This window comes from Bradyrhizobium lablabi, assembly GCF_018129385.1.
GTDB classification, from domain to species: Bacteria; Pseudomonadota; Alphaproteobacteria; order Rhizobiales; family Xanthobacteraceae; genus Bradyrhizobium; species Bradyrhizobium lablabi_C.
Genome location: NZ_JAFCLN010000003.1, coordinates 150,254 through 172,521 on the forward strand (window position 1 = coordinate 150,254; position 22,268 = coordinate 172,521).

General features: G+C 62.2%; 22 protein-coding genes. 12 read left to right on the top strand and 10 right to left on the bottom strand.

Annotated elements, in window-relative coordinates; translation table 11 throughout:
• The first annotated feature begins 271 nt into the window (after positions 1-271).
• The 5 genes from JQ628_RS07370 to JQ628_RS07390 all read left to right on the top strand — a co-directional run bounded on the left by JQ628_RS07370 (position 272) and on the right by JQ628_RS07390 (position 4,017).
• Positions 272-1,159: an N-formylglutamate amidohydrolase gene (locus tag JQ628_RS07370; protein WP_212221412.1), complete on the top strand. Its 888-nt coding sequence runs from the start codon at positions 272-274 to the stop codon at positions 1,157-1,159.
• Positions 1,160-1,388: 229 nt separating this feature from the next.
• Positions 1,389-1,553 (top strand): Flp family type IVb pilin, encoded by a 165-nt coding sequence (locus JQ628_RS07375; protein ID WP_212221414.1) that lies wholly within the window; start codon positions 1,389-1,391, stop codon positions 1,551-1,553.
• Positions 1,554-1,737: 184 nt separating this feature from the next.
• Complete coding sequence (locus tag JQ628_RS07380; RefSeq protein ID WP_212221416.1) at positions 1,738-2,004, top strand: hypothetical protein; 267 nt, start codon at positions 1,738-1,740, stop codon at positions 2,002-2,004.
• A gap of 55 nt (positions 2,005-2,059) precedes the next feature.
• Positions 2,060-2,842 carry a histidinol-phosphatase gene (gene hisN / locus JQ628_RS07385; protein ID WP_212221418.1) on the top strand — a complete coding sequence of 261 codons (783 nt, stop codon included), beginning with the start codon at positions 2,060-2,062 and terminating at the stop codon, positions 2,840-2,842.
• A 209-nt stretch (positions 2,843-3,051) separates the two neighbouring features.
• On the top strand, positions 3,052-4,017 hold the full coding sequence (locus JQ628_RS07390; protein WP_212221420.1) for a Bug family tripartite tricarboxylate transporter substrate binding protein: 966 nt from the start codon (positions 3,052-3,054) through the stop codon (positions 4,015-4,017).
• Here JQ628_RS07390 and JQ628_RS07395 read toward each other — a convergent pair whose 3' ends face one another.
• Positions 4,018-4,908, bottom strand: a complete 891-nt coding sequence (locus tag JQ628_RS07395; RefSeq protein WP_212221422.1) for a LysR substrate-binding domain-containing protein — start codon at positions 4,906-4,908, stop codon at positions 4,018-4,020.
• Between the two features lie 199 nt (positions 4,909-5,107).
• Here JQ628_RS07395 and JQ628_RS07400 point away from each other — a divergent pair, with 199 nt between their 5' ends.
• Positions 5,108-5,860 carry a sulfite exporter TauE/SafE family protein gene (locus JQ628_RS07400; protein ID WP_212221424.1) on the top strand — a complete coding sequence of 251 codons (753 nt, stop codon included), beginning with the start codon at positions 5,108-5,110 and terminating at the stop codon, positions 5,858-5,860.
• 53 nt (positions 5,861-5,913) lie between these two features.
• On the opposite strand, the gene JQ628_RS07405 is transcribed toward JQ628_RS07400, so the two are convergent.
• A complete protein-coding gene (locus JQ628_RS07405; RefSeq protein WP_212221426.1) occupies positions 5,914-6,549 on the bottom strand; it encodes a LysE family translocator in 636 nt (211 codons plus the stop codon).
• Positions 6,550-6,818: 269 nt separating this feature from the next.
• On the opposite strand from JQ628_RS07405, the gene JQ628_RS07410 reads away from it, so the two are divergent.
• The 3 genes from JQ628_RS07410 to JQ628_RS07420 all read left to right on the top strand — a co-directional run bounded on the left by JQ628_RS07410 (position 6,819) and on the right by JQ628_RS07420 (position 12,343).
• Positions 6,819-8,618, top strand: coding sequence for an adenylate/guanylate cyclase domain-containing protein (locus tag JQ628_RS07410; protein WP_212221428.1), 1,800 nt, complete (start codon positions 6,819-6,821; stop codon positions 8,616-8,618).
• Positions 8,619-8,785: 167 nt separating this feature from the next.
• On the top strand, positions 8,786-11,590 hold the full coding sequence (locus tag JQ628_RS07415) for a di-heme-cytochrome C peroxidase (RefSeq protein WP_212221431.1): 2,805 nt from the start codon (positions 8,786-8,788) through the stop codon (positions 11,588-11,590).
• Positions 11,591-11,707: 117 nt separating this feature from the next.
• The gene (locus JQ628_RS07420; protein ID WP_212221433.1) at positions 11,708-12,343 is read left to right on the top strand and encodes a pyridoxamine 5'-phosphate oxidase family protein; all 636 of its coding nucleotides are present in this window, start codon (positions 11,708-11,710) and stop codon (positions 12,341-12,343) included.
• Between the two features lie 85 nt (positions 12,344-12,428).
• Here the strand turns inward: JQ628_RS07420 and JQ628_RS07425 are convergent, their stop codons facing one another.
• The 6 genes from JQ628_RS07425 to JQ628_RS07450 are packed head-to-tail and all read right to left on the bottom strand — an operon-like array spanning position 12,429 to position 16,942.
• The gene (locus tag JQ628_RS07425; protein WP_249127595.1) at positions 12,429-13,475 is read right to left on the bottom strand and encodes an ABC transporter substrate-binding protein; all 1,047 of its coding nucleotides are present in this window, start codon (positions 13,473-13,475) and stop codon (positions 12,429-12,431) included.
• A 20-nt stretch (positions 13,476-13,495) separates the two neighbouring features.
• Positions 13,496-13,819, bottom strand: a complete 324-nt coding sequence (locus JQ628_RS07430) for a hypothetical protein (RefSeq protein ID WP_249127596.1) — start codon at positions 13,817-13,819, stop codon at positions 13,496-13,498.
• Between the two features lie 3 nt (positions 13,820-13,822).
• Positions 13,823-14,581, bottom strand: coding sequence for an ABC transporter ATP-binding protein (locus tag JQ628_RS07435; protein WP_212221437.1), 759 nt, complete (start codon positions 14,579-14,581; stop codon positions 13,823-13,825).
• A complete protein-coding gene (locus JQ628_RS07440; RefSeq protein WP_212221439.1) occupies positions 14,578-15,387 on the bottom strand; it encodes an ABC transporter permease in 810 nt (269 codons plus the stop codon). The genes JQ628_RS07435 and JQ628_RS07440 overlap by 4 nt, the downstream gene beginning before the upstream one ends.
• Positions 15,384-16,157 carry an ABC transporter permease gene (locus JQ628_RS07445; protein ID WP_212221441.1) on the bottom strand — a complete coding sequence of 258 codons (774 nt, stop codon included), beginning with the start codon at positions 16,155-16,157 and terminating at the stop codon, positions 15,384-15,386. The genes JQ628_RS07440 and JQ628_RS07445 overlap by 4 nt, the downstream gene beginning before the upstream one ends.
• Positions 16,157-16,942, bottom strand: a complete 786-nt coding sequence (locus tag JQ628_RS07450; protein WP_249127598.1) for a FadR/GntR family transcriptional regulator — start codon at positions 16,940-16,942, stop codon at positions 16,157-16,159. The genes JQ628_RS07445 and JQ628_RS07450 overlap by 1 nt, the downstream gene beginning before the upstream one ends.
• 157 nt (positions 16,943-17,099) lie before the next feature.
• On the opposite strand from JQ628_RS07450, the gene JQ628_RS07455 reads away from it, so the two are divergent.
• Positions 17,100-18,227, top strand: coding sequence for an iron-containing alcohol dehydrogenase (locus JQ628_RS07455; protein WP_212221443.1), 1,128 nt, complete (start codon positions 17,100-17,102; stop codon positions 18,225-18,227).
• 138 nt (positions 18,228-18,365) lie between these two features.
• Entirely contained in the window at positions 18,366-19,127 is a 762-nt protein-coding gene (locus JQ628_RS07460; RefSeq protein WP_212222214.1) for an SDR family oxidoreductase, read from the top strand.
• Between the two features lie 191 nt (positions 19,128-19,318).
• On the opposite strand, the gene JQ628_RS07465 is transcribed toward JQ628_RS07460, so the two are convergent.
• Positions 19,319-20,266, bottom strand: a complete 948-nt coding sequence (locus tag JQ628_RS07465; RefSeq protein ID WP_212221445.1) for an alpha/beta fold hydrolase — start codon at positions 20,264-20,266, stop codon at positions 19,319-19,321.
• Between the two features lie 223 nt (positions 20,267-20,489).
• On the opposite strand from JQ628_RS07465, the gene JQ628_RS07470 reads away from it, so the two are divergent.
• On the top strand, positions 20,490-20,966 hold the full coding sequence (locus JQ628_RS07470) for an Hsp20 family protein (RefSeq protein WP_212221447.1): 477 nt from the start codon (positions 20,490-20,492) through the stop codon (positions 20,964-20,966).
• Positions 20,967-21,059: 93 nt separating this feature from the next.
• On the opposite strand, the gene JQ628_RS07475 is transcribed toward JQ628_RS07470, so the two are convergent.
• On the bottom strand, positions 21,060-21,863 hold the full coding sequence (locus JQ628_RS07475) for a hypothetical protein (protein WP_212221449.1): 804 nt from the start codon (positions 21,861-21,863) through the stop codon (positions 21,060-21,062).
• Between the last annotated feature and the right edge of the window lie 405 nt (positions 21,864-22,268).

Here is a 22,268-nt window from a genome sequence, read left to right on the forward strand (position 1 = left end):
CCGGTCCACTAAGCCCGACAGACGGTAAATTTCGGGTGAAAGGCGAGCGGAAGCAGGCCTACGGTTTAGCTTAGGGAAGGCCGCGCCGGAAGGCGTTCGAGGGCCATGAAGGATGCGTTTTTTGTTCTCGAGAAGCGTTCCAGGGGGCTTTAGGGTTTTTTCACTTGGCAGAATGGCTGCGATTACCGACAATGCGCGCTCATAAAACTTCCGGTTTTCTGGCAGGAAATTTCGTCCAGAGGTCTCGGACATTAGGGGACGGCGCCCGACGATGACCCAGTTTGATGGCGAACTGTCGCCTCCGTTCGAGATCGTCGAACCGGCGACCTGGCGGGCGCCGATCATCTTCAACTCTCCGCACTCCGGCTCGGTCTATCCGGCGGAATTCCTTAACGCCGCGCGGATCGACCTGACCTCGCTGCGCCGCTCCGAGGATTCGTTCATGGACGAACTGATCGGAGGGCTGAGCGATCGCGGCTTTCCGACGGTCAGGGTGCATTTCCCCCGTTCCTATGTCGACGTGAACCGCGAGCCGTACGAGCTCGATCCGCGGATGTTCAGCGGCCGGCTGCCGAGCTTTGCCAATACGCGCTCGATGCGGGTGGCCGGCGGCCTCGGCACCATTCCGCGCGTGGTCGGCGACGGGCAGGAGATCTATCGCGAGCGGCTTTCGGTCGACGACGCGCTCGGCCGGATCGAGGCGCTCTACAAGCCCTACCATCGTGCGCTGCGGCGGCTGATCAACAAGGCGCATCAGGCGTTCGGCACCGTGATCGTGGTCGATTGCCACTCGATGCCCTCGGTCGGTGTGTCGCGCGACGAGCCGCGGCGGCCGGACCTCGTGATCGGCGACCGTTACGGAACGAGCTGCACGCCGCTGCTGGCCGACACGGTCGAGGAGACCATGAGCGCGCTCGGCTATTCGATCGGCCGCAACAAGCCCTATGCCGGCGGCTTCATTACCGAACATTACGGCAATCCGGCTTCGGGCCTGCACGCCGTCCAGCTCGAGCTCAACCGCGCGATCTACATGGACGAGCGGCGCCGCGAGCGCGGGCCACGGTTCGCACAGGTGATGGCCGATTTCGCCGCGATAGCCGATGCGCTGGCGGCGCTGCCGCTCGGCGATCTCGGGCCATTCCAGGCGGCCGCCGAGTAACGGGGCGCGATTTACCCGCGCATTGTCGGCAAATTGTCGACAAGCATTCGGATAACCTTTCGGAACGGGAACAGCGCGCCGTTAACGATTTGGGGGTGTTTGCACCCGCTCCCCACCATATCCGGGAAACTACGGGGCATTTTAACTTTCGCATTCAACGACTCTTCAAGCTTGGAACCCAAGTTCGTCGCCCGCGGAACCTGGAAGCCGCGCTAACCTGGAGGTCAACTTGAAGAACATCTTTGCAAAATTCCTGTCGGACGAGTCTGGGGCAACGGCGATCGAATACGGTCTGATCGCAGCGGGCATCTCGCTGGCGATCATCGCGGTCGTGAACGGCGTCGGCTCGAACCTCAGCGACAAGTTCACGTCGATCAACTCGTCGCTGAAGTAAGCTCAGTCGACGACTGCCGGATCGCTCGCACCGGCGGGCATCCCTTCCGCCCAAGAAAAAAGGGCCGCTTGAATGAACAAGCGGCCCAAGTCTAGGGAGGAAACGCCCAAGGAGGGCAGCGATAGCGCGAGGCGCTACCGCACCGCAACAATATGCGACCGCGCTGCACAAAACGCAAGTCTTTTTGAAACTTTTCCCGCGCAATCTTCGTCAGGCTGGCGGTTATGCAACAGCTTGGTTAAATAGAAATTTCTTTTTTAAGATCAATATCTTACATGTAGACTACCGGGAAATTCCGCGTGACGGATGTGTCACAATCCCCAATATTCCCAACTTCGTGATTGGCGCCTTCACCAATAATGCACGCCTAACCGAAGCCGATTCGAAAGCAGACAGGCTCATCTCATTGCGAATAAGGCCGCCGCAACCGGTGCGCGGCTCGCTGGATTGAGCTAGGCAAGAGGCCCGGATTCGTGGAGCTTCCGGGCAAGCGATCAAGGACAGCCGTGACGGTCATCGATTTCAAAGCCTTTATCGGCCGGCTTGCGACCGCCTCCGGCGAAACCATCCTGCCGTTCTTCCGCACCTCGCTCTCGATCGACAACAAGAGCTCGAGCCACGATTTCGACCCGGTCACGGAAGCCGACCGCGCCGCCGAAGCGGTCATGCGGCGGCTGATCAAAGCCAATTTCCCGCAGCACGGCATTGTCGGGGAGGAATTCGGTAGCGAGCGCGAGGACGCCGAATATGTCTGGGTGCTCGATCCGATCGACGGCACCAAATCGTTCATCGCGGGGTTTCCGATCTGGGGCACGCTGATCGCGCTGCTGCACAAGGGCACGCCGGTGTACGGGATGATGCACCAGCCCTATATCGGCGAGCGGTTTTCCGGCGACAACGGCATGGCCAGCTACACCGGCCCCACCGGCGTGCGCCGGCTCACCGTGCGGCGCTGCGCCTCGTTGAAGGATGCGACGTCCTACACCACGAGCCCGCTGCTGATGAATGCCGCCGACCGCGCCCAGTTCGCCAAGGTCGAGGCTGAGGTGAAGCTGACGCGCTATGGCGGCGATTGCTATTCCTATTGCATGCTGGCGGCCGGCCACCTCGATCTCGTGGTCGAGACCGAGCTGAAGCCCTATGACATCGCCGCATTGATCCCGATCGTCAACGGCGCCGGCGGCATCGTCACCGACTGGGACGGCAAGCCGGCACAGAGCGGCGGGCGCATCGTCGCCGCCGGCGATCCGCGCGTGCATGAAGAGGCGCTGAAGCTGCTGAACAGCTAGAGCATGATCCGGAAAAGTGGACACCGGTTTTCCGAAAAGATCATGCTCAAACAAGAAGATAGAGCGGAATGACGATTCGAAGAAGAGTCATCCTGCTCTAGCTCACTTACTAATGCGCTCTTGCGCGGTCCTGCAAAGCAAAGAACACTGTGCTGTGGTTGAGGCGCGCGAAGACGCGCCCAACGGAAACGTCTGCACGGGAGGCTCGCGTGAGAATTCTTGGCGCGCTCGTCGTCGGCCTGGCGGTGGCATGGTCGCAAGCAGCCCGAGCGCAGGATTTCCCCGCCAAGCCGATCAAGCTGATCGTGCCGTTTCCGGCCGGCGGCCCCAACGACATCATCGCCCGCATCGTCGGCCAGCGCATGTCGGAGCTGGGCAAGCAGCCGGTCGTGATCGACAACCGCGGCGGCCAGGGCGGCGCGCTCGGCACCGATGCGGTCGCCAAGGCCAATCCCGACGGCTACACCATCGGCATAGTCAATGCCGGCGCGCTGGCGATCAACCAGAGCATGGAAAAGGTTTCCTACGATACGTTGAAAGATCTCGCGCCGGTCACCCTTGTCGTCACCGTGCCGGAGATGCTGGTGGTGGCGGGCAATGTGCCGGCAAGCAACATGAGCGAACTGGTGGCGCTCGCCAGGGCAAAACCCGGCACGCTCAATTTTGCCTCGACCGGCCCTGGCAGCCTGCCGCATCTGGCAGGCGAACTGTTCAAGCTCACCGCAAAGATCGACATCGTGCACGTGCCCTATCGCGGCGCCGCACCGGCGGTGAACGATCTCCTGGGCCAGCAGGTGCACATGACGTTTCTCGATTTGCCGGCGATCCTGCCGCATATCAGGAGCGGCGCGCTCAAGCCGATCGCACTCGGCACCATGCCGCGCGCGCCGACCGCGCCGGAAGTACCGACGACCACCGAGGTCGGCATGCCCGAGCTGCGTATCGAGAACTGGTACGGCATGATCGCGCCGGCGGGAACGCCGCCCGCCGTCATCGCCGAGCTGAACAGGATCACAGTCACCGCGCTCGCCGACCCGTCCGTGAAATCGAGGCTGGCCGAACAGGGCCTGACCGCTGTCGGCAATTCGCCCGAGCAGTTTCGCAGCTATATCGCCAGCGAGACCGCGAAATGGGCGAAAGTGATCAAGGACGCCGGCGTTCAGACGACGAAATAACTACCGCGCCGACTTCCTCAAATGCTCCACCAACTGCTGCGCCGGCTTTGGCAGCGCCTTGAAGCTGCGGGCGCAAATCGCCAGGCGCCGGTCGGCCCAGGAATCCCGCATCCTGACGACCGCGATCTTCATCGAACGGGCGCAGCGGCGCGCCGCGATCTCCGGCATCACGGCGACCCCGATGCCATCAGCCACCATCTGGCCGATGGCGTCGAAATTATTCATCCTGGCGCGAAAACGCAGGCGCGCGCCGAGCTTGGCGGCATGACCAGAGACATGGGCATGCAGCGCGCTGGAGGTGATGAGGCCAACGAAATCGCGGTTCACCACGTCGCGGAAATCGACCTGGCGGCGGCTTGCAAGCTCGTCCTGGCGCGGCACCACCAGCACCAGGCGGTCCTCGCTGAAGGGAATGCGCTCGATGCCCTCGGGCAGCGCATGCTCGGCGGCCAGGCCAAGATCGGCAGCACCTGACGCGATCGCGCGCGCGATCTCGGCGCTTTCGCGTTCCTCGACATCGATGGAAATACGGGGATGCTCGGCGAGGAAAGCGGCGAGCGTCCTCGGCAGATATTCCGAGATGGTGGAGGTGTTGGCGAGCAGATGCACGCTCGCCCGCGCCCCGCTGGCGAAGGAAGCGAGATCGCCGCGCAGCGCATCGACATTGTGGAGAACGATGCGGGCGTGATCGAGCAGGCTCTCTCCCGCCGAGGTGAGCTCGACGCCGCGGCGGACGCGCTTGAGCAGGGCAATGCCGAGCGCCGCTTCCAGCCCCTTGATCCGTTCGCTCGCCGAAGCCAGCGCCAGGTGGACGCGCGCGGCGCCCGCGGTGATGCTGCGGGTCTCCGCCACTGCGACGAAGAGTTGCAGATCGACCAGATCGAAACGCATGCCTTTCCTATCTCCTCATGGTGAGGCGCGCGTCTTCGCGCGTCTCGCACCATGAAGGCCCGTCTGTGGCTTTCATCCTAAGACGCCGCGGCGCGGCTCCTCCGGATGAGGTCAGATACTCATGCCTTCGGAATGGCCGAAGGCATTCTCCGTAAGGTCCAGATTGTGCCTGATAATGCGATGGGTCAATGTCCGACGCATGCAAGACTCGCTTCTCATCTTCATCGGAGCCGCGTTCCTGCTCGCCGGTTTTGTCAAAGGCGTGATCGGGCTCGGGCTGCCGACGGTGTCGATGGGCCTGCTCGCCGTGAGCATGCCGCCCGGCCAGGCCATCGCGATCGTGATCGTGCCGGCGATCGTCACCAATATCTGGCAGACGTTTGGCGGCCCGTATCTGCGCGATATCCTGCGCCGGCTGTGGCCGCTGATGCTGGGCACCGCGGCCGGCATCTGGCTGAATGCAGGACTTCTGACCGGCCCCTATGCGCCCTATGGCACCGTGATCCTCGGCGGCCTGCTGATCGTCTATGCGGTGATGGGCCTGAGCAAGCTGCAGTTCAAGATCGCGCGCCGCGACGAGAAATGGATCGGCGGCATCGTCGGCGTGATCACCGGCGTGGTATCGGCGGCGACCGGCGTGCAGGTGATTCCGTCGATGCCGTTCATGCAGGCGATCGGCATGGAGAAGGACGAACTGGTGCAGGCGCTCGGCGTGTTCTTCACGGTTGCGACCGTCGCGCTTGCCTTCAACATCACCGCCTCGGGCCTGCTGACGGCGGCCACCGCACTGCCCGGTGCGATCGCGATGACGGCGTCCTTTACCGGCATGTTCATCGGACAGGCCGTGCGCACCCGGATGCATCCGGAGGAATTCCGCCGCTGGTTCCTGATCGCGATGATCTTTCTCGGGCTCTATCTGGCGATCAGCGCGCTAATCAAGCTGCACGGCTGAGTCATTTTCCGGCACATGATCTTTTTGCGTGACCCACTTTTCCGGATCATGCGCTAGCGCGACTCCAGCATCGCAACGCGAAAGCCGAGATAGACGAACAACCCGCCGAGCACCCGGTTGATCCAGACCATCACCCCCTCCGAGCTGCGGATGCGGCTCGCCGCCCGCGCGGCGAATGCCGCGATGCCGAGGCACCACAGCGTGCCGTTGAAGATGAAGACGGCACCTAGCAGGAGAAAGGCTTCCGTCTTGTGCAGGGAGTCCGCGGCGACAAATTGCGGCAGGAAGGCGAGGAAGAACAGCGCCACCTTCGGGTTCAGCATATTGGTAAGCGCGCCCTGCCAGAACACCTTTCTCAGCGACGTTTCGCCGCCCTGCGTGGCCGCTTCGGCGATCGGCCGCGGGCGCGACAACAGCATCTGGATTCCGGTGAAGAGCAGGTAGGCCGCGCCGACCAGTTTCAACACCGCGAATGCCGTTGAGGAGGCCATCAACAGGGCCGACAGTCCGATTGCTGCGCCAAACACATGAACCAGGCATCCGGTGCTGATTCCGAGCGCCGCGGCAGCCCCGCCGCGCCACCCCAATTGGATGCTGCGGCCAAGGATATAGGCCGTGTCGGGACCCGGCGTGATGTTGAGCAGCAGGCCGGAGAGGATGAAGAGCCAGAATTCGTGGATGCCAAGCATGATCGCTCTCATCTCACGTGCGGCGTTGCTCGCGCAAGGCGCGCCCCGATCGTGGCAGCATTAGCCCGGCCCCTCGAAATCTGCCAATGCCCGATTTCATGGGTTGGGCGATGACCTGACGACCGACATTTCTGTCCCGGCCCTTTGGATCAATATTGCGTCATTATTACATGCACTACGCTCTTCCGCGGACCGCAAGCTGGCTTATAAGCATGGGCTTCGGCAGGCCGGCCACGTCGAGGCCGTCTGCCGTTCTGGAGTTCGGGGAAATGGAAAGACGCCTGGCCGCCATCGTCTGCGCTGACGTCGCCGGCTATTCGCGCATGATGGGTGCGGACGAAGCGGGCACGCACGCCGCCTTCAAGGCGCACCGCACCGCGATCTACCCGATGATCCTCAATCACGGCGGCCGGATCGTGAAGAACACCGGCGACGGTTTTCTTCTGGAATACCCCAGCGTCGTCGGCGCCATCGAATCGGCGATCGCGATGCAGGCGCTGATGGCGGAACGAAACGATCAGCTTCCCGCCGAGCGGATCATGCAGTTCCGCATGGGCGTCCACATGGGCGATGTGATCGCCGACGAGGACGAGGTATTCGGCGACGATGTGAACATCGCCGTCCGCCTCGAATCGGTTGCCGCCCCGGGCGGGGTGGCGGTCTCGGCCAAGGCCTATTCCGAGGCCGGCAAGCATCTCAGCGCCACGCTCCTGAGCGCCGGACGCCATCGCCTGAAGAACATCGACGAACTGGTCGACGTCTGGAGCTGGGAGCCGGGCGAGCCCGAACCGCTGGGGATGGAGTCCAGGGATGCGGCCAGCCTGCCGGCGCAATACCGGACCGCCATTGTCGGCGTGCTGCCCTTTACCAATCTTTCCGGCAGCACTGATGAATATTTCGCCGACGGCCTGACCGAGGACCTGATCCACGCGCTGTCGCTGCAATCGTTCTACCGGGTGCTGAGCCGCAACGCGACCTTTGCCTTCAAGGGCAGGAATCTGTCCGCGCGGCTGATCGCGCGGGAGATCGACGCATCCTATCTGATCCAGGGTTCGGTGCGGCGCGCCGGCAACAAGATCCGCGTCACCGCAGAGCTGATCTCTCCCGAAAATGGCGAGCAATTGTGGACCGGCCGCTATGACCGGGATATGGGCGACCTGTTCGCGCTACAGGACGAGATCACGACCAGCCTGTCGGCGGCACTGGCCCCGGAAATCTTTCGTGCAGAGGCGACGGCGCCGGCGCGGGCATCGTCCACCGAGCTCACGGCCTGGGACCGTTTCCTGAAGGGCCTCTCCCACTATTACCAGCAGACCAAGGCCGATTTCGACGCCTCGATCGCGCTGTTCCGGGAAGCCATTGCGCTCGACCCATCGCTCGCCATCGCGCGTGCCTATCTCGCCACCAACATGCTGCAAAGCGTGCAGTTTGGATGGGTCCGCAGCACCCGCGAATTGTGGGCGGAGGCCATGGAGCTGGCCGAAAGCAGCGTCCGGCTCGATCCGCGGTCGTGCTTCGCCTACCAGATCGTGTCCTTCGTGCACGCGAACCAGGGCGACTACGAGTCGGCGCTCGAAGCAATTCAAAAAGCCATTGCGCTCAATCCCTACGACATGGGCGCGCGCGGTGTGCTCGGCGTCTGTCACATGGTCGTCGGCGAACATCGCGCGGCGATCGAATTGTTCTCCACCGCAGCCACGCGCGGCAACTCCGATCCCCGCTATCAATGGGACGCTTGCGCTGCGTTCAGCCATTATCTGCTGCGGCAGTACGATGCAGCGTTGTCGTGGTCGCGCGAGGCGCTTTATCTCAATCCCGACCATCTTCAGGTGCTCGCCCTGCGCGCGGCGGCGCTGGCGCAATTGGGACGCACCGAAGAAGCAGCCAGGGCGACCGAAGCCCTGCTCGGCAAGTATCCCGGCCTGACGGTCGAGAAGCACCTGCGGAATTTCCGGTGGAAGAATCCGGCCGATATCGCGCTCTACCGCGAAGGGCTTTCCAAAGCCGGCGTGCCAACGACCCGGCTGACGCTGGTCGAGCCGACTGCAAAGCGCACGGCGAATTCCTGACCGCCCTCAACCCGCCTCGCTGCGTCTTGAGTTGACTCACGTTCGAATCCAGCCAAAACTCCAACGCATCTTGAGGTAGTGCGGCGAGCGTGTTCGCCTTTCAAGAGCTTCATTCGGCTTAAAGAATCTTTTTGCATCATCCGCTGCTTTTTTGAGGGATCAGGTCCATGCAAGACGGCCGCGACGGCACGATTTCCGACAAGACTCCCATCCAGCCGATCGACGTTTCATCCAACAATCCATGCCCCTTCCTGCGAGCGATCGTGTCGGAGGGTTTTGTCGGCGGCCATGACGTACCGCTCGCGACCCTGGCCGGCACCGTGGAGGCGGCCAGCGGCAAGACCGGCTTTCCGAAGTTCGTGGCCGGCGTGAAAACCTGGCTGGTCGCCGTGATCGCCAATGGCCTCGGCCCCTGCCGTCTGCTGCGAAGCACCTGGTCCGGTGCAACGCTCGACGAATTGCGCAACGGCCCGCTCGACAAGCATGGCGTCGGCTCGCGCATCCTCGGTGTGAACGCGCAGGTGAACGAAGGGGAACTGGCGCGCTTCGCCTCGTTCGGAAAGGACCGGCCCGATCCGGCAGGCGGCACCGAGCGCGGCCTGACGGCCAGCGAGATCGTCACCTACATGGACGCGAATTTCGAGCGCGGCAAAGGTCACCGGCGCTGGTACGACCGCAAGCTGATGAAGGGCGAATGGCCGGTCCTGCTCGACGTCATGGGCAAGGGCGAGGGCAACGAGCGCTATCTCAGCGTCGCCGAGGTGCGCACGCTGTTTACCGAACGGCGGCTGCCCGAACGCATCAATGCGCGGCTGCGCGTGCGGCCGACCTCCAGCGGCGTCGTGCGCACGCTCGCCAAGGGGGCGGCCGTGCTTGCCGCGCTCGTTCTGGCGTTCGTCGTCGTGCTCGCTGAATTTCCCGGGCTGCTGCGGCCGCTCCCCGGAATCGGCAAACTGGTGCCGCCGGCGCTGCCGGCGCCGATGGAGGTGAAGGCCGCCTACTGGCTCGACCAGAACTGGTCGACGGAAGACCGTTTCTGGTTTCAGCATGCGAGCCAGGGCACCGCGACCTTCCCGGTGCCCTATTCCTGGTATGTCGCGCTCGAGCAGCCTGTCATTCACCTGTTCAGCCGACCGGGCATGCTGACCGACAGTGCTTACCTGGAGCGGTTCGGTTTCATTCCCAGCCCGAAAACCGTGCGCGCCGATGCCAACACGCTACGCCGCTTTGGCTTTGTGAACTCCGATGCCAAGACCGAGCCGGCGCCGGAATCGGTCGCCGGCCTGAAGCCGTTGCCGGCAGACAATCTCGACGGTTTGCCGGTCGGCTTTGCACGCATGACCGGCGTCATCAATCCCGCGACCGGCGGCGCCGAGGCCGACAAGATCGGCCTGACCTGCGCCGGCTGTCACACCGGCAGCCTCAACTACAAGGGCACCAGCATCCGGTTCGATGGCGGGCCGGCCATGCTGGAGCTGCGCAAACTCGAGCTCACCACCGGGCTCTCCATCCTTTACACATTGTATGTACCGGGCCGTTTCGATCGTTTTGCCGACCGCGTGCTCGGACGCGATGCCGACCCGGCGGAGCGCGACAAGCTCAAGACAGAGCTGAAGGGCGTCTGGACTTTCCTGAAGAGCCAGGTCGATGCCATGGACAAGCTGGCGGACAACGGCCAGCCGGATACGCCGGAAGGCTATGGACGGCTCGATGCGCTCAACCGGATCGGCAATCAGGTTTTCTATACCGACTTCGTCAAGAGCAACCTGCAAGGATACGAACGAAACCTGCATGCCAATGATGCGCCCGTCAGCTACCCGCCGGTGTGGACGGTGCCGTGGCTGTGGTGGGCGCAATACGACGCCTCGATCGAGCAGCCGCTGATCCGTAACGCCGGCGAGGCGCTCGGCGTGCGCGCCTCGCTCAATCTGTCGCCCGACTTTCCGGCGGACCGGCTGTTCCGCTCGTCGCTGGCGCTGGAAAATCTGGCGCGCATCGAGGCGATGCTGCGAGGTTCCGATCCGTTCAGCCGGACACCAAGAAGCTTTGGCGGGCTGACGTCACCGAAATGGCCGTCGCATCTCTTTCCCGACGATGACGCCTGGAAGATCGACCAGTCGCGCGTTGCGAAGGGGCGCACGCTTTACGGCAACATCTGCGCGGAGTGCCATCTCGGGCCCGTCGCCGACGCGGCGTATGACGAACAATTCAAGGACGCCAAGGACAAGAAGTTCTGGATCGACAACCCGCGCTGGACGCAGGATCGCAACGGCGGCTGGATACTGAACGAGGTCACGAAGAGTGCGGCCGTCATGGGGACCGATCCGGCGCAAGCCAACGTGCTGGACAAGCGGCAGGTCCAAATCCCCGACTTCCTGAGGATGGACCCTGCGAAAGAACTCAAGGCCCGCTGGAATTGCGACATGCAGTCGTATTCCTCGACCGAAATGCCGTTCTCGATCGCGCTGATGATCGCGGTTCAGCGCACCGGCGAGAAATGGTTGAGCGATCGCGGCATTACCGATCCGGACCAGATCAAGAAGATTTGGGGTGACCGCAGCAACTGTCCGAACCCCGCCGCTGCCAAAGAGCCGCAATATCGCGCGCGGCCGCTGAACGGCGTCTGGGCCACCGCGCCCTATATTCACAACGGCTCGGTGCCCTCGCTGTGGTGGGTGCTGACGCCGCAAGCCGAGCGCCCGAAACAATTCTGCATGGGCGCGCGCGACTTCGATCCGAAAAAGGTCGGGTTCGATGTGCCGGCTTCCGGAGAATCCTCGTGTAAGAGCGGCCAGACCCTGTTCTCGATGACGGACAGCAGCGGCAAGGCGATCAAGGGCAACAGCGTGCTCGGCCATTCCTTCGAGGCGGCGGCAGATGCCGACAAGAAAACCTATCCGAACGGTGTGATCGGCCGGAAGCTGACCGATGAGGAGCGCTACGACCTTATCGAGTATCTGAAGACGCTGTAGCGCGATCCGAACAATTCTTCAGCCATATGGCGTGCTCGCGGCGTCGAGCACGCCATATTCATTTGAGCCGTTCCATCATGCTACAATAGCACCATTCCGGTAGAAGGAAGCAGAGCCATGTGGGATCGACCGTTCTTTCACGAAGGCATGCGTGATTTTCAGGATCGTTTCGACGGGCGGCGCGTCGCCGAAGCCATCGAGGACAAGCGCAAGCACTATGAATTCTGGGACGACGAGAAGGAGCTGATCGAAAGCTCGCCGTTCTTTTTCATCGCGACCACGTGGCAGGACTACGTCGATTGCAGCATCCGCTCCGGCGATCCCGGCTTCGTCAAGATCACCGGACCTGATGTGATCGAATTTCCGGAATATGACGGCAATTCAATGTACCGGACGATCGGCAACATCTCGAGGAATCCGAATGTCGGCCTGCTGTTCGTCCGCTTCGACGGCAAGAGCCGTCGCATCCGCGTCAATGGCCGGGCTGCCATCCTTGACGACGCGGCATCGCTCGGCCGGCATCACGGCGCCAAGCTCGTGGTGCGCGTGGAGTGCGAAATCTATCCGAACTGCCCGCGCTATGTGCCTGATATGATGGGGGCCGACGCCTTCAAGGCTTCGCCAAGCATCCCGCGGCCCGGTCAGGGCACGCCGCCATCGCCGGAATGGAAGAAGCGCAACTACATCCGCGAAATCCTGCCAAAGGACGACCCGCATCGCGACGAGGTGAAAGCTTCACCGGCGATCGACTAAAACTCTCCTGAAAAACGCATACTCAGAATTGTAAGCAGGAAGTTTGTTGCCGCGCACCAGCTACAGGGCGCGCGGCAACTCAGCTTCAGGGCTTGAACACGAAGCCCGGTTTAATCGCCACATCTGCAGGAATGGGCTGCAGATCGGAAAATAGGTCCGGGTAGGTATTCATCACGTTGAGGATGAACTTGGGCTCGATGTGCTTGTTCACATCGAACACCGACTTGATCACGCCAAGCCGTTGCAGCGTATCCTGCGCCTTCCAAAGCGCACGATAGTTATGAGCGGAAATGCGGCGGTCGACCTGCTGGACGTTGTACTGCATTGCAGTCTCCGCCACGTCGAGCTTCAACCCGGGAATCCAGCGCGTACCGATCGCGGCGGCCTGCTTGGGATTCTTGCGCATCCACTGGTCGGCCTCCGACACGGCTGCCAGGAATTTCTCGACCGTCGCTCCGTTCTTCTCCACCCAGGGCCGCAGCGCGACATTGAAGCCGAGATAGGAGATGACATCGCCGCCGCGGATGACCTCGACAGCGCCCGGCACGTCCTTCATGGCAATCACCGGTGCCGGGTCCCAGCACACAAACCCATCCACGCCCTTGGCGAGCAACGCCACGCTCATCTCCGGCGGCGGCGTGTTGATCAGCGTCACGTCGGTCGGCGCAAGGCCAGCCTTCTCGAGCAGGCCGAGAATGTAGAGATGGTTGATTGTGCCGAACGAGGTCGCTATTTTTTTGCCCTTGAGACTTTTCAAGTCGCCTTTGACGATCCCGGAATCGCCGTTGGCGATGAGGGCGAGCGTGGCATCGGATCCGAGCTTGGTGGCGTTGCCGCTGAAGTTGCCGAAGAAAACCAGATCCATGTTGCGCAGAATGGCGCCGATGGCCGGCACGCCAGCCTGCACCATGTCGGTTTCGCCTGCCTGCAAGGCATTGAGCGCATCGACGCCGGTTGCATATGGGCGGGCGATGGTCACGTCGAGCCCGTACTTTTCGAAGAAGCCGCGCTCCAGCGCAATCGGCAGCGCCAGCATGTCCACCGCCGCCACCATGCCGACCTTGAGTTTTACGGGTTCCTTGGCCTGCGCCATTGCCAGTGACGGCAGCAGCAACAAGGCGCAGAGCAGCATCGCAAGTCGTCGCATTTGGGTCATCCCCCTGGTTGAAGCGGCTCGACGCGCGTAACCCAGTAAGGCCGGGCGACGGTCGTCAAGTCCGCTCGTTTCACTCCTCGAACTTCAACGGATTTTTCTTGTGTTCCGGATACCCGGCCGTACGTCTGCATCAGCTGAACGTGGAAACGTTCAGGTTCGAACGGCAGCACGACGAGGATATTCACCCTCTCCGAGCCGCCGGCGAAGTTCGCGATCTTTCGCGGTGCGGCGATGGTCAGCCAAAGCTGCCAGGCCAGATAGCCAGCCGCCACCGCTATGAGGATGTGCGCCTTTCGCGATCGAAGGGCATCTTTCAACATGGCTCAGGCCGACCGCACGAGTTGAAGAACGCGTCCCGACAATTCCTTGAACCGCGCATCATCGTTCAGCGAGTCCCATGATCGCGGCCGTGGCAAATCCACGGCAATTTCCTCGAGCACACGTCCCTTCGACAGTGCGATCACCCGGTTGGCGAGAAACACCGCTTCTGCGACGTCATGCGTGATGAAGATGACCGTCGGCCGCTTCTCCTGCCAGATCCGCGTCAGTTCTTCCTGGAGCGTCATTCGAGTCTGGGCGTCGACGCTCGCGAACGGCTCATCCATCAGCAGCACGTCCGGTTCGTTCGCCAGCGCGCGTACGACGCCGACACGCTGCTGCATGCCGCCCGACAATTCGGCGGGATAACGCCCGGCTGCCTCGGTCAGTTTGGCGAGCGCCAGATATTCGTGCGCGATCTTCTCGCGTTCGACCCTGCCGACGCCGCGCATCTTCGGACCGAAGGCGACATTCTCGAGCACGGTTCGCCACGGGAACAGGGCAAAAGACTGGAAAACCACGCCGCGGTCGGGGCCCGGCCCCTTGACCGGACGGCCGCCAACCAGGATCTCACCGCCTGTGTGCGGAATGAAGCCCGCGATCATGTTGAGGATCGTCGTCTTGCCGCAGCCCGAAGGCCCGACGATGCAGACGAATTCTCCCTGCTCCACGTTCAATGACACATCATGCACTGCAGTGACGTTGGTGCCGGCATAGGGGTCGAAATACGTCTTCGACAGATTGTTGATAGTCAGATTTTTCATCGCGTCACTAGCCCCCACCGCTGTCCGGTAGCCCGCTCGATCGGTGCCAGTATCCAGCTATCGACGATGTACCAGAGTATTCCCAGGATGATCATGCCGAGCAGTATTTCCACGACCGACCCGGAGCGGCGCGCGTCGAACATAAGGAATCCGATACCGCTGGTGCCGACGATAATCTCGGTTGCGATCAGGGCGCGCCAGCCATAGCCGAGCCCGTTGCGCAGGCCGGTCACGATGTTGGGCAGCGCTCCCGGCAACACCACTTCCCACAACATGCGAATGCGCGAGGCACCCAGGCTCTGGGCCGCGCGATGCAAGGTGATGGGGATCGAGCGCACGCCCAGCACCGTGTTCAGGACCACCGGGAAGATCACCGTGTAGACGATGACTACCGTGATGGTAGTTAGGCCATAACCGAACCAGATCACCAGGATCGGTAGCCAGGCGATATCGCCGATGGCCTGAAAGAACAGAAGCAGCGGCCACAGCGCCGTACGCGCGCGCTGGTTAAGACCGACCAGGATTCCGAGAGGAATGCCGAGGGCGACGCCCCAGAACGCACCGACGGCCAGGCGCACGATGCTGTCCTGCAGGTACTCCGGCAGGATGCCCATATAAACCAGCGAACCGAAAGAGCGCACCACCTCCGCCGGTCCCGGCAGGAACGCGCGCGGAAATATTTGCAACTCTGTGACGATCCACCAGGCCGCAATCACCGGAATGAAAGGCGCGATGGAGCCGATCGACGGATAGCGCGCCGTCAGGCGAACGCAGTGGCTCCAGATCTTGAGAAGAAACTGCTTCATGCGCGCTGCACCATGCCCCAGCGTTCGATGGTGGCGCGCTCGATCGGTGCCAGGACCAGCCGGTCGAGCAGTAGCCAAAGCACGCCGATCACAATCATGCCGAGCACGATCACTTCAGTCCTGTAGAAGTCGCGCGCCACAAACAGCATGTAGCCGAGGCCGACATTGGTGGCGATCATCTCGGCTGCGATCAGACCACGCCAGGCAAAGCCCAACCCGGTGCGTATGCCCGTGACGATGTTAGGAAGGGCGCCCGGCAGCAGCACTTCGGTCAACATCGCCCATGGTCCCGCACCGAGCGATGCGGCCGCATTGCGCACGTGCAAGGGAATGGTCGATACGCCGAGCAGCGTGTTGTACGTCACGATGAAGAACACGGCATTGAAGATCACGAAGGTGATGGCGCCGAAGCCGTAGCCGAACCATAGCGTCGCGATCGGGATCCACGCGATGCCAGCCAGCACCGAGAAAAACCTGAACAGGGGCGTCAGGAAGCTGGAGACAACCGGACTGACGCCCATGGCGATGCCCAGGGGAATGGCGATCAGTAACGCGAGCACTGTTCCGACGGCGACGCGCAGCAGGCTCGCACCGATGTGCCGAACAAGGGTACCATCTTGAATTCCCTCAATCCCAGCCTGGACCACAGAGGAGAGATGAGGAAACAGCCGAGGATTAACGTCAAAATACGGGATGAAAACAGCCCATAGAACGATAAGCACTATAAAGGGAGAGCAGAACCAAAGTGCGGACGAGAGCCTGTGCAGCATCACGCTTTCCTCAGGCTGCGGGTGCCGCCCGGCCGCGCGGCTCGTCGAACGGCACCGGCATTTTTTCTAGACAATTTGGAGTGGGTGTAACCAAGGACTTGCTCCATGGCTTTACGAGCCTTTTTTGCATCGCCCTCTTCGATGGCACGGGCCGTGGCAGCGTGGTTGGCAAGATTTTCCTCGAACCAGCCTGCGATGCTATCGACGGCGACTACAAATACCGCGCTCAGAATCGTGTCGATCGCGCCGCGAAAGCCCTGCAGCACCGGATTGTGCGTGGCGTCAAGAATGGCGAGGTGAAACGCCTTGTCTGCAGCCGTTGCGGAAGCCTGATCGCTCGAGGTTTCCATCGCTACCAAGGCTGCATCGATCCGTTGCCGGTCCTGCTTGGTAGCGCGCGTCGCAGCGAGCGCGGCAGCGGCCGGCTCAATAATTGAGCGCACTTCCTGAATTGCCAACAGCAATTCGCGGTCGAGTTTATCCTGACCGACCAGCCAGTTCAGCACGTCACGATCGAGCAGGCTCCAATCGCGCCGCGGCAACACGTGAGTGCCGTGGCGCGGACGCACGCTGACGAGCCCTTTCCCTGAGAGCATCTTGATGGCTTCACGGACTACTCCGCGGCCGACACCGAAACGGGCTTCGAGTTCGTTCTCGGGCGGCAATACCGCACCGGCCGGGATGATCTCCTGGGCGATCTCGCGGCCGAGTGTCGTCAGAACCGCGTGGATGCGGCCTGGCTTCAAACGCTTCTCGGCGGATTTGACGCGCTTGGCGCTCGACAATCTGCTCACTCCCCGACCGCCGGCTCTTGGGCCCGCTGGCATATTCAAGCCATACACTGACTTTGTTGCTCTCGCAATCATCCGATGTTAAATATCCGATGAATAAAAACGTTTTGGCGGTGCAGCAATTGCGTCGTCGCGGAGAGGAAACCCAACCGTGTCGACCATTGGATATTTGACGACGACGATCTTCGATTTTGGTGCCATCAAGAGCCTGCCGACCGAGTTGGAAGCGCTTGGAATTCGTCGGCCATTGCTTGTCACGGACGTCGGCGTACAGAGTGCCGGCATTGCAGCGCAGGTGCTGACCCATCTCGATCCGACGACCGTTGCGATATTCGCCGGCACGCCGCCGAACCCGACGGAGGAAGCAGTACGTGAAGGCGTCGTCGCCTACCGCGATGGCGGCTGCGACGGCGTCATTGCACTCGGCGGCGGTTCGCCAATCGACCTTGCCAAAGGCGTAGCTTTGGCCGCAACCCACGAAGGTCCATTGGAGCATTACGCGGCAATCCGTGGCGGTGTCGGCAAGATCACTGCGCAGGTCGCGCCGGTGATCGCCATTCCGACCACTGCGGGAACTGGCAGCGAGGTCGGCCGCGGTGCTTTGATCAATCTGACCAATGGCTCAAAGCTGGCGTTGATCAGTCCGCATTTGATACCGAAAAGGGCGATCTGCGATCCTGAGCTCACGTTCGGACTGCCGCCGTTGTTGACGGCGGCAACTGGCATCGACGCGCTCACGCATTGCATCGAAACGTTCCTGTCACCGTTGGTCAATCCGCCGGCGGAAGCGATCGCGCTCGACGGTGCACAGCGTGCATGGCACTTCATCCAGCGCGCTGTGACAAACGGCGCCGACCGCGAGGCGCGTTGGGAGATGATGATGGCGGCACTCGAAGGTGGGCTTACGTTTCAGAAGGGGCTCGGCGCAGTGCACTCGCTTTCTCACGCCGCCGGCGCGTTACGCTCGCCGACACTGCATCACGGCATGCTGAACGGCGTGTTCCTGCCGCACATTCTGCGCTTCAACGCGCAAAGCGTCGGGAACAAATACGAGAAGCTAAGCGATATATTCTGCATTTCGCGCAAAACGGACCTCGCCACTGCGGTGTCCGATCTCGTCCAATCGTTAAAGCTACCGGTAACGCTCGGCCAGATGGGCTTTGAAGCGCGGCATATTCCTCAAACAGTGGTCCGGGCGTTAGCCGACCACTCGAATGCCACGACTCCTCGGAAAGCGTCTGCTGAAGAATTCGATGGGTTACTGCGTGCAGCGCTCTGAGAGCAGTATCTAAAGGAACGCCATAAATCCGAACTTCGTCTTAGGGCAGCCGCCGACATCAACTCGGCGTATCTTGTGCAACGAAGACGTATCGCAACTGACACAGCAGAGGTGGGGCAGCACGATAATCGTGTTGAGATGGCTTTGGGCACTCAAAGGAAAATTGCGCTTGTCACCGGGCCGGGGTCAGGGATTGGCCGTGCTTCCTCGCTCGCTCTGATGAAGGCGGGTTTCACTGTCGTCCTGGCCGGACGCCGCATCGAGTTGCTCGAGGAAACCAGGAGTCTGGGACCTGCGCCTGAAGTGAGCACATCTGTCATATGCGATATATCAGATCCGGATTCGATCGCTTCTTTATTTGCGAAAGTCATTGATCTTCACGGACGACTTGATCTGCTGTTTAACAATGCGGGCATAAGCGCTCCATCGATTCCCATGGAGGATGTTAGCTTTGCGCAGTGGAAAGCTGTGATTGATACCAATTTAACCGGTCCATTTATCTGCACGCAGTTTGCGTTTCGGATTATGAAAAATCAAACGCCTCGAGGAGGTAGAATAATTAACAACGGTTCGATATCCGCTCACGCTCCGAGGCCTTTCTCGACTCCCTATACCGCGTCAAAGCACTCAATCACCGGCTTGACCAAGGCGGCCTCGTTAGACGGTCGGGCATACAATATCGCGGTCGGTCAAATTGATATCGACAATGCTGAAACACCCATGACAGCGCGTATGACTAGCGGTGTACTACAAGCCGACGGTCGGCAGATGCCGGAGCCGTGTATGAATGTCGATGATGTCGGCAATGCTGTAGCTTGCATGGCAAATTTACCACTCGATGCCAACGTGATGTTTATGACGATCATGGCAACAAAGATGCCGTTCGTTGGAAGAGGATAAGTTGTTCAAGCGGTTCCCCGGCCGCACGGTTCCGGTGCCGCCATTTCTACTGTGCATGGGGTTGTTTTCGAGTTTTTGCATTTGACATGCCTCCGCGGCGCGAAGTGCCCGCCGGATCATCGCCTTACGGGCGCCGCCGGCATGGGCGGCCAGGCCTTCACTTGAACAACGGCTTCACTTGAACAACGGCTTCACTTGAACAGCGGCGTGCCCGGCACGAAGGCGTCGAACGCAGCCCAGAACTGGCCGCGGTAGCGGTCCTGCTCCTGCAAAATCTCGTGCTTGGAGCCGGCGATCACGAGATGCGAGCCGGCACGCAAATGATAGGCGAACTCCTCGATCGCCGCCGTCGACACGATGGTGTCGTTGCTCGCCGCCAGCATCAGGATCGGCTGGCGGATCTCGGATGGGTACGACATCTCGCGAAATGTGTTCATGGCGCGGAAAGCGGTGTCGGCCCAGGCCACCGTAGGCGAAGCGATGCCCAGCGTCGGATCTTCCTCGAGGATCGCGGCGTTGCGCGCATAGCGCACGGGATCGCTGGTCAGCGGATTGTTGACGAAGGAATCGGTGCCGGTCAGCCGGTCGTTGCCGCCGGGCACGTAGCGGCCGCCCTGCCCGGTCAGCCGCATGAAGCGCAGCAGCGTGCGCACCGGAAGCGAGGTCGTACGCCCCGGCAGGTCAATCATCGGCGCCGACAGCACCATGCGGTCGAACCAGCGCTTTCCGGCATGCGCCAGCCGCAGCATGACCGCGCCCCCCATCGAATGGGCCAGTGCGAAGTAGGGCGGCGGGCAATCCGGCAGCACCACCTGCTGCACGAAGGTTTCGACGTCGACCTCGTAGTCGGCGAAGTCCCGCACATAGCCCTTGCGCGGATCGCGCAGCCGCCGCGAGGAATGGCCCTGCCCGCGCCAGTCGATCATGGCGACCGCAAATCCCCGTTCGCGCAGGTCGCGGACGGTCTCGAAGTATTTTTCGATCATCTCGCCGCGCCCGGCAAAAACGCAGACCGTGCCCTTGCGCCCGGCCGGCGGCGCCCAGCGCGCAAAGCGCAGTTCTGCGCCGTCAGGCGTCTTGATGGTGCCCGAGACGACGTCTTCCGGAGCCGGGTTCGCGGGGATCGAGACGAGCGTCATGGGCATTGCAACCGGGTGGATGAAGAAGGCTGGAAATCAAGGCTTCCGGCATCGAAAAAGCGGCTCCTCGCCGCCTCTTGAACGCCGTTCCACCCCTCCCATATCACCATCGTGCAGGCCGCTACCAGTGCTTCGGGAACCCGAAGCATCAGGCTGCACAGGACTACAGCCCGGCCCGATGGCGGGCGGGTAATTCAACAGTCGCTCAATGGAGGACTACCCTATGCGTACCTACGACCTCACTCCGTTCTATCGTTCCACCGTCGGCTTTGACCGCCTCTTCAACCTGCTCGACCAGGTGACTTCGGACGGCAGCCCCGGTTATCCCCCCTACAATATCGAGCGCACCGGCGAGAACGCCTATCGCATCTCGGTTGCCGTATCCGGCTTCTCGCAGAGCGAGCTCTCGATCGTCGCGAAGGAAAACACGCTGACGATCAAGGGCGAGAAGGTCGCCAACGAGAACGGCAAGGACAACTCCGAAGTGCTCTATCGCGGCATTGCCTCGCGGGCCTTCGAGCGCGTCTTCCAGCTTGCCGATTTCGTCCAGGTGAAGAACGCCTCGCTCGAGAACGGCCTGCTCCATGTCGACCTCGTCCGCGAGATCCCCGAGGCCAAGAAGCCGCGCAACATTCAGATTGCGAGCGGTGACAAGGCCCCGCAGGTGGTCGACGGCGCGGCCGGCAAAGCCGCTGCCTAAGCGCGATCCTGTCTCAGCAGATATTGGCTGAAACGAAAACGCCCCGGGAAACCGGGGCGTTTTTTATCGACGGCGCCGCTGCGGACAGGAAAATCAGTCGAGCCCCTGCGCCTTCGGCATCTCCTGCGTCGGCTGGATGGCGGGTGGCTCCGGCTTGGCCTGCGTTTGGCCGGCGCTGCCAGTCCCGGCGGGGGCCGTGTCGGAAGGCTTTGGCTGCGCGACCGCGGCCTGGTGCTGCGCCGGCGGTTGGACCGGCGGCCTGGCTGCGGCCTGCGCCGCAGGCTTTGCAGGTTCGCTCGCCGCGCCTGCCGCCAGCGGGCTGGGCTTCGGCACGGGCACGGTGCGGCTCGCCACGCGCGGCACCGAGGCCGGTGGCCGCGGCTCGCCCTTTATTTCCGTGGGCGGCGGCATGCCGGGCGGACCGTAATTGTTGAATGCCCCGTCGAAACTGCGGCTGATCTGCCAGGCCGGCATAAAGCGGATGATGCGCCCGTTGCGGGCGTCGATCACCAGCCTGCCGTCCTCGCCGCCGCGGTCGATCACGGCAATGGTGTAGACGAAGCCGCGCTGGCGCGGGATGCCGAGCGGCGAAAAGCCCGCCTCGCGGATGATGTTGTAGACCTCATGCGGCGGCAGCAGGCCCGCCGGCTCGTAACCATAGCCGTTGCCACCATAGCCGTTGCCGTAGCCATAGCGCGGCTCCGGCGGCGGAACCTCAGCGGGAGGCGGTGCGTAATACGGCCCGCCGCGATAGGGCGGCGCTTCACTGTAGGGAGGCGCTTCGCTGTAGGGCGCGCCAAAATCCGAAACCCGGCTCGGACCCAGCACCTGCGCATCGGCCGCCGTCGCGCCCAGCGCCAGACTTGCCGCCAACGCCCATCCTGTGAACAACTTCATTTGAAAGTGCTCCTGTGATGCCCCGGAGCGTTTTCGCTCTTCTGCCCGAACCGGAGATTTGCCGGGGATTCTGGCGGTCCTTGGGCCGGATCACGGCGCAAATCCGGGAGCCCTCGGCGAAGCATCAACACTTGCAACGATCTGCCATGCAGCGGGGGACTTTCACGCGCTTGTGTGATAGATAAAAATTTGGCATGGTCCAAGGTAGGACAGCATCCCTGTCTCAATTTTTGTGGCTTTCCCGGCATAGGGATTGCAACGAAAACCCGGCCCTCTGACGCCGGGAAGTGCAGGCAAGGCCGTTCGCCGGGGACGTTGAACGCCCAAGCCTGAATTTAGGACATTGCGGCTCGCGAGGACGAGCGGTGGCCCGGTGGGTGCCGCAAGCGCCCAAGGTGCGCCGGG

What these genes read in the sequence shown, in the direction of transcription:
- JQ628_RS07435 (WP_212221437.1), bottom strand. Translation starts at nt 14,581, where the DNA reads ATGAAAAATCTGACTATCAACAATCTGTCGAAGACGTATTTCGACCCC.
- JQ628_RS07425 (WP_249127595.1), bottom strand. Translation starts at nt 13,475, where the DNA reads ATGCTGCTCTGCGCCTTGTTGCTGCTGCCGTCACTGGCAATGGCGCAG.
- JQ628_RS07445 (WP_212221441.1), bottom strand. Translation starts at nt 16,157, where the DNA reads ATGCTGCACAGGCTCTCGTCCGCACTTTGGTTCTGCTCTCCCTTTATA.
- JQ628_RS07415 (WP_212221431.1), top strand. Translation starts at nt 8,786, where the DNA reads ATGCAAGACGGCCGCGACGGCACGATTTCCGACAAGACTCCCATCCAG.
- JQ628_RS07370 (WP_212221412.1), top strand. Translation starts at nt 272, where the DNA reads ATGACCCAGTTTGATGGCGAACTGTCGCCTCCGTTCGAGATCGTCGAA.
- JQ628_RS07395 (WP_212221422.1), bottom strand. Translation starts at nt 4,908, where the DNA reads ATGCGTTTCGATCTGGTCGATCTGCAACTCTTCGTCGCAGTGGCGGAG.
- JQ628_RS07400 (WP_212221424.1), top strand. Translation starts at nt 5,108, where the DNA reads ATGCAAGACTCGCTTCTCATCTTCATCGGAGCCGCGTTCCTGCTCGCC.
- JQ628_RS07475 (WP_212221449.1), bottom strand. Translation starts at nt 21,863, where the DNA reads ATGAAGTTGTTCACAGGATGGGCGTTGGCGGCAAGTCTGGCGCTGGGC.
- JQ628_RS07460 (WP_212222214.1), top strand. Translation starts at nt 18,366, where the DNA reads ATGGCTTTGGGCACTCAAAGGAAAATTGCGCTTGTCACCGGGCCGGGG.
- JQ628_RS07430 (WP_249127596.1), bottom strand. Translation starts at nt 13,819, where the DNA reads ATGTTGAAAGATGCCCTTCGATCGCGAAAGGCGCACATCCTCATAGCG.
- JQ628_RS07410 (WP_212221428.1), top strand. Translation starts at nt 6,819, where the DNA reads ATGGAAAGACGCCTGGCCGCCATCGTCTGCGCTGACGTCGCCGGCTAT.
- JQ628_RS07420 (WP_212221433.1), top strand. Translation starts at nt 11,708, where the DNA reads ATGTGGGATCGACCGTTCTTTCACGAAGGCATGCGTGATTTTCAGGAT.
- JQ628_RS07405 (WP_212221426.1), bottom strand. Translation starts at nt 6,549, where the DNA reads ATGCTTGGCATCCACGAATTCTGGCTCTTCATCCTCTCCGGCCTGCTG.
- JQ628_RS07470 (WP_212221447.1), top strand. Translation starts at nt 20,490, where the DNA reads ATGCGTACCTACGACCTCACTCCGTTCTATCGTTCCACCGTCGGCTTT.
- JQ628_RS07465 (WP_212221445.1), bottom strand. Translation starts at nt 20,266, where the DNA reads ATGACGCTCGTCTCGATCCCCGCGAACCCGGCTCCGGAAGACGTCGTC.
- JQ628_RS07440 (WP_212221439.1), bottom strand. Translation starts at nt 15,387, where the DNA reads ATGAAGCAGTTTCTTCTCAAGATCTGGAGCCACTGCGTTCGCCTGACG.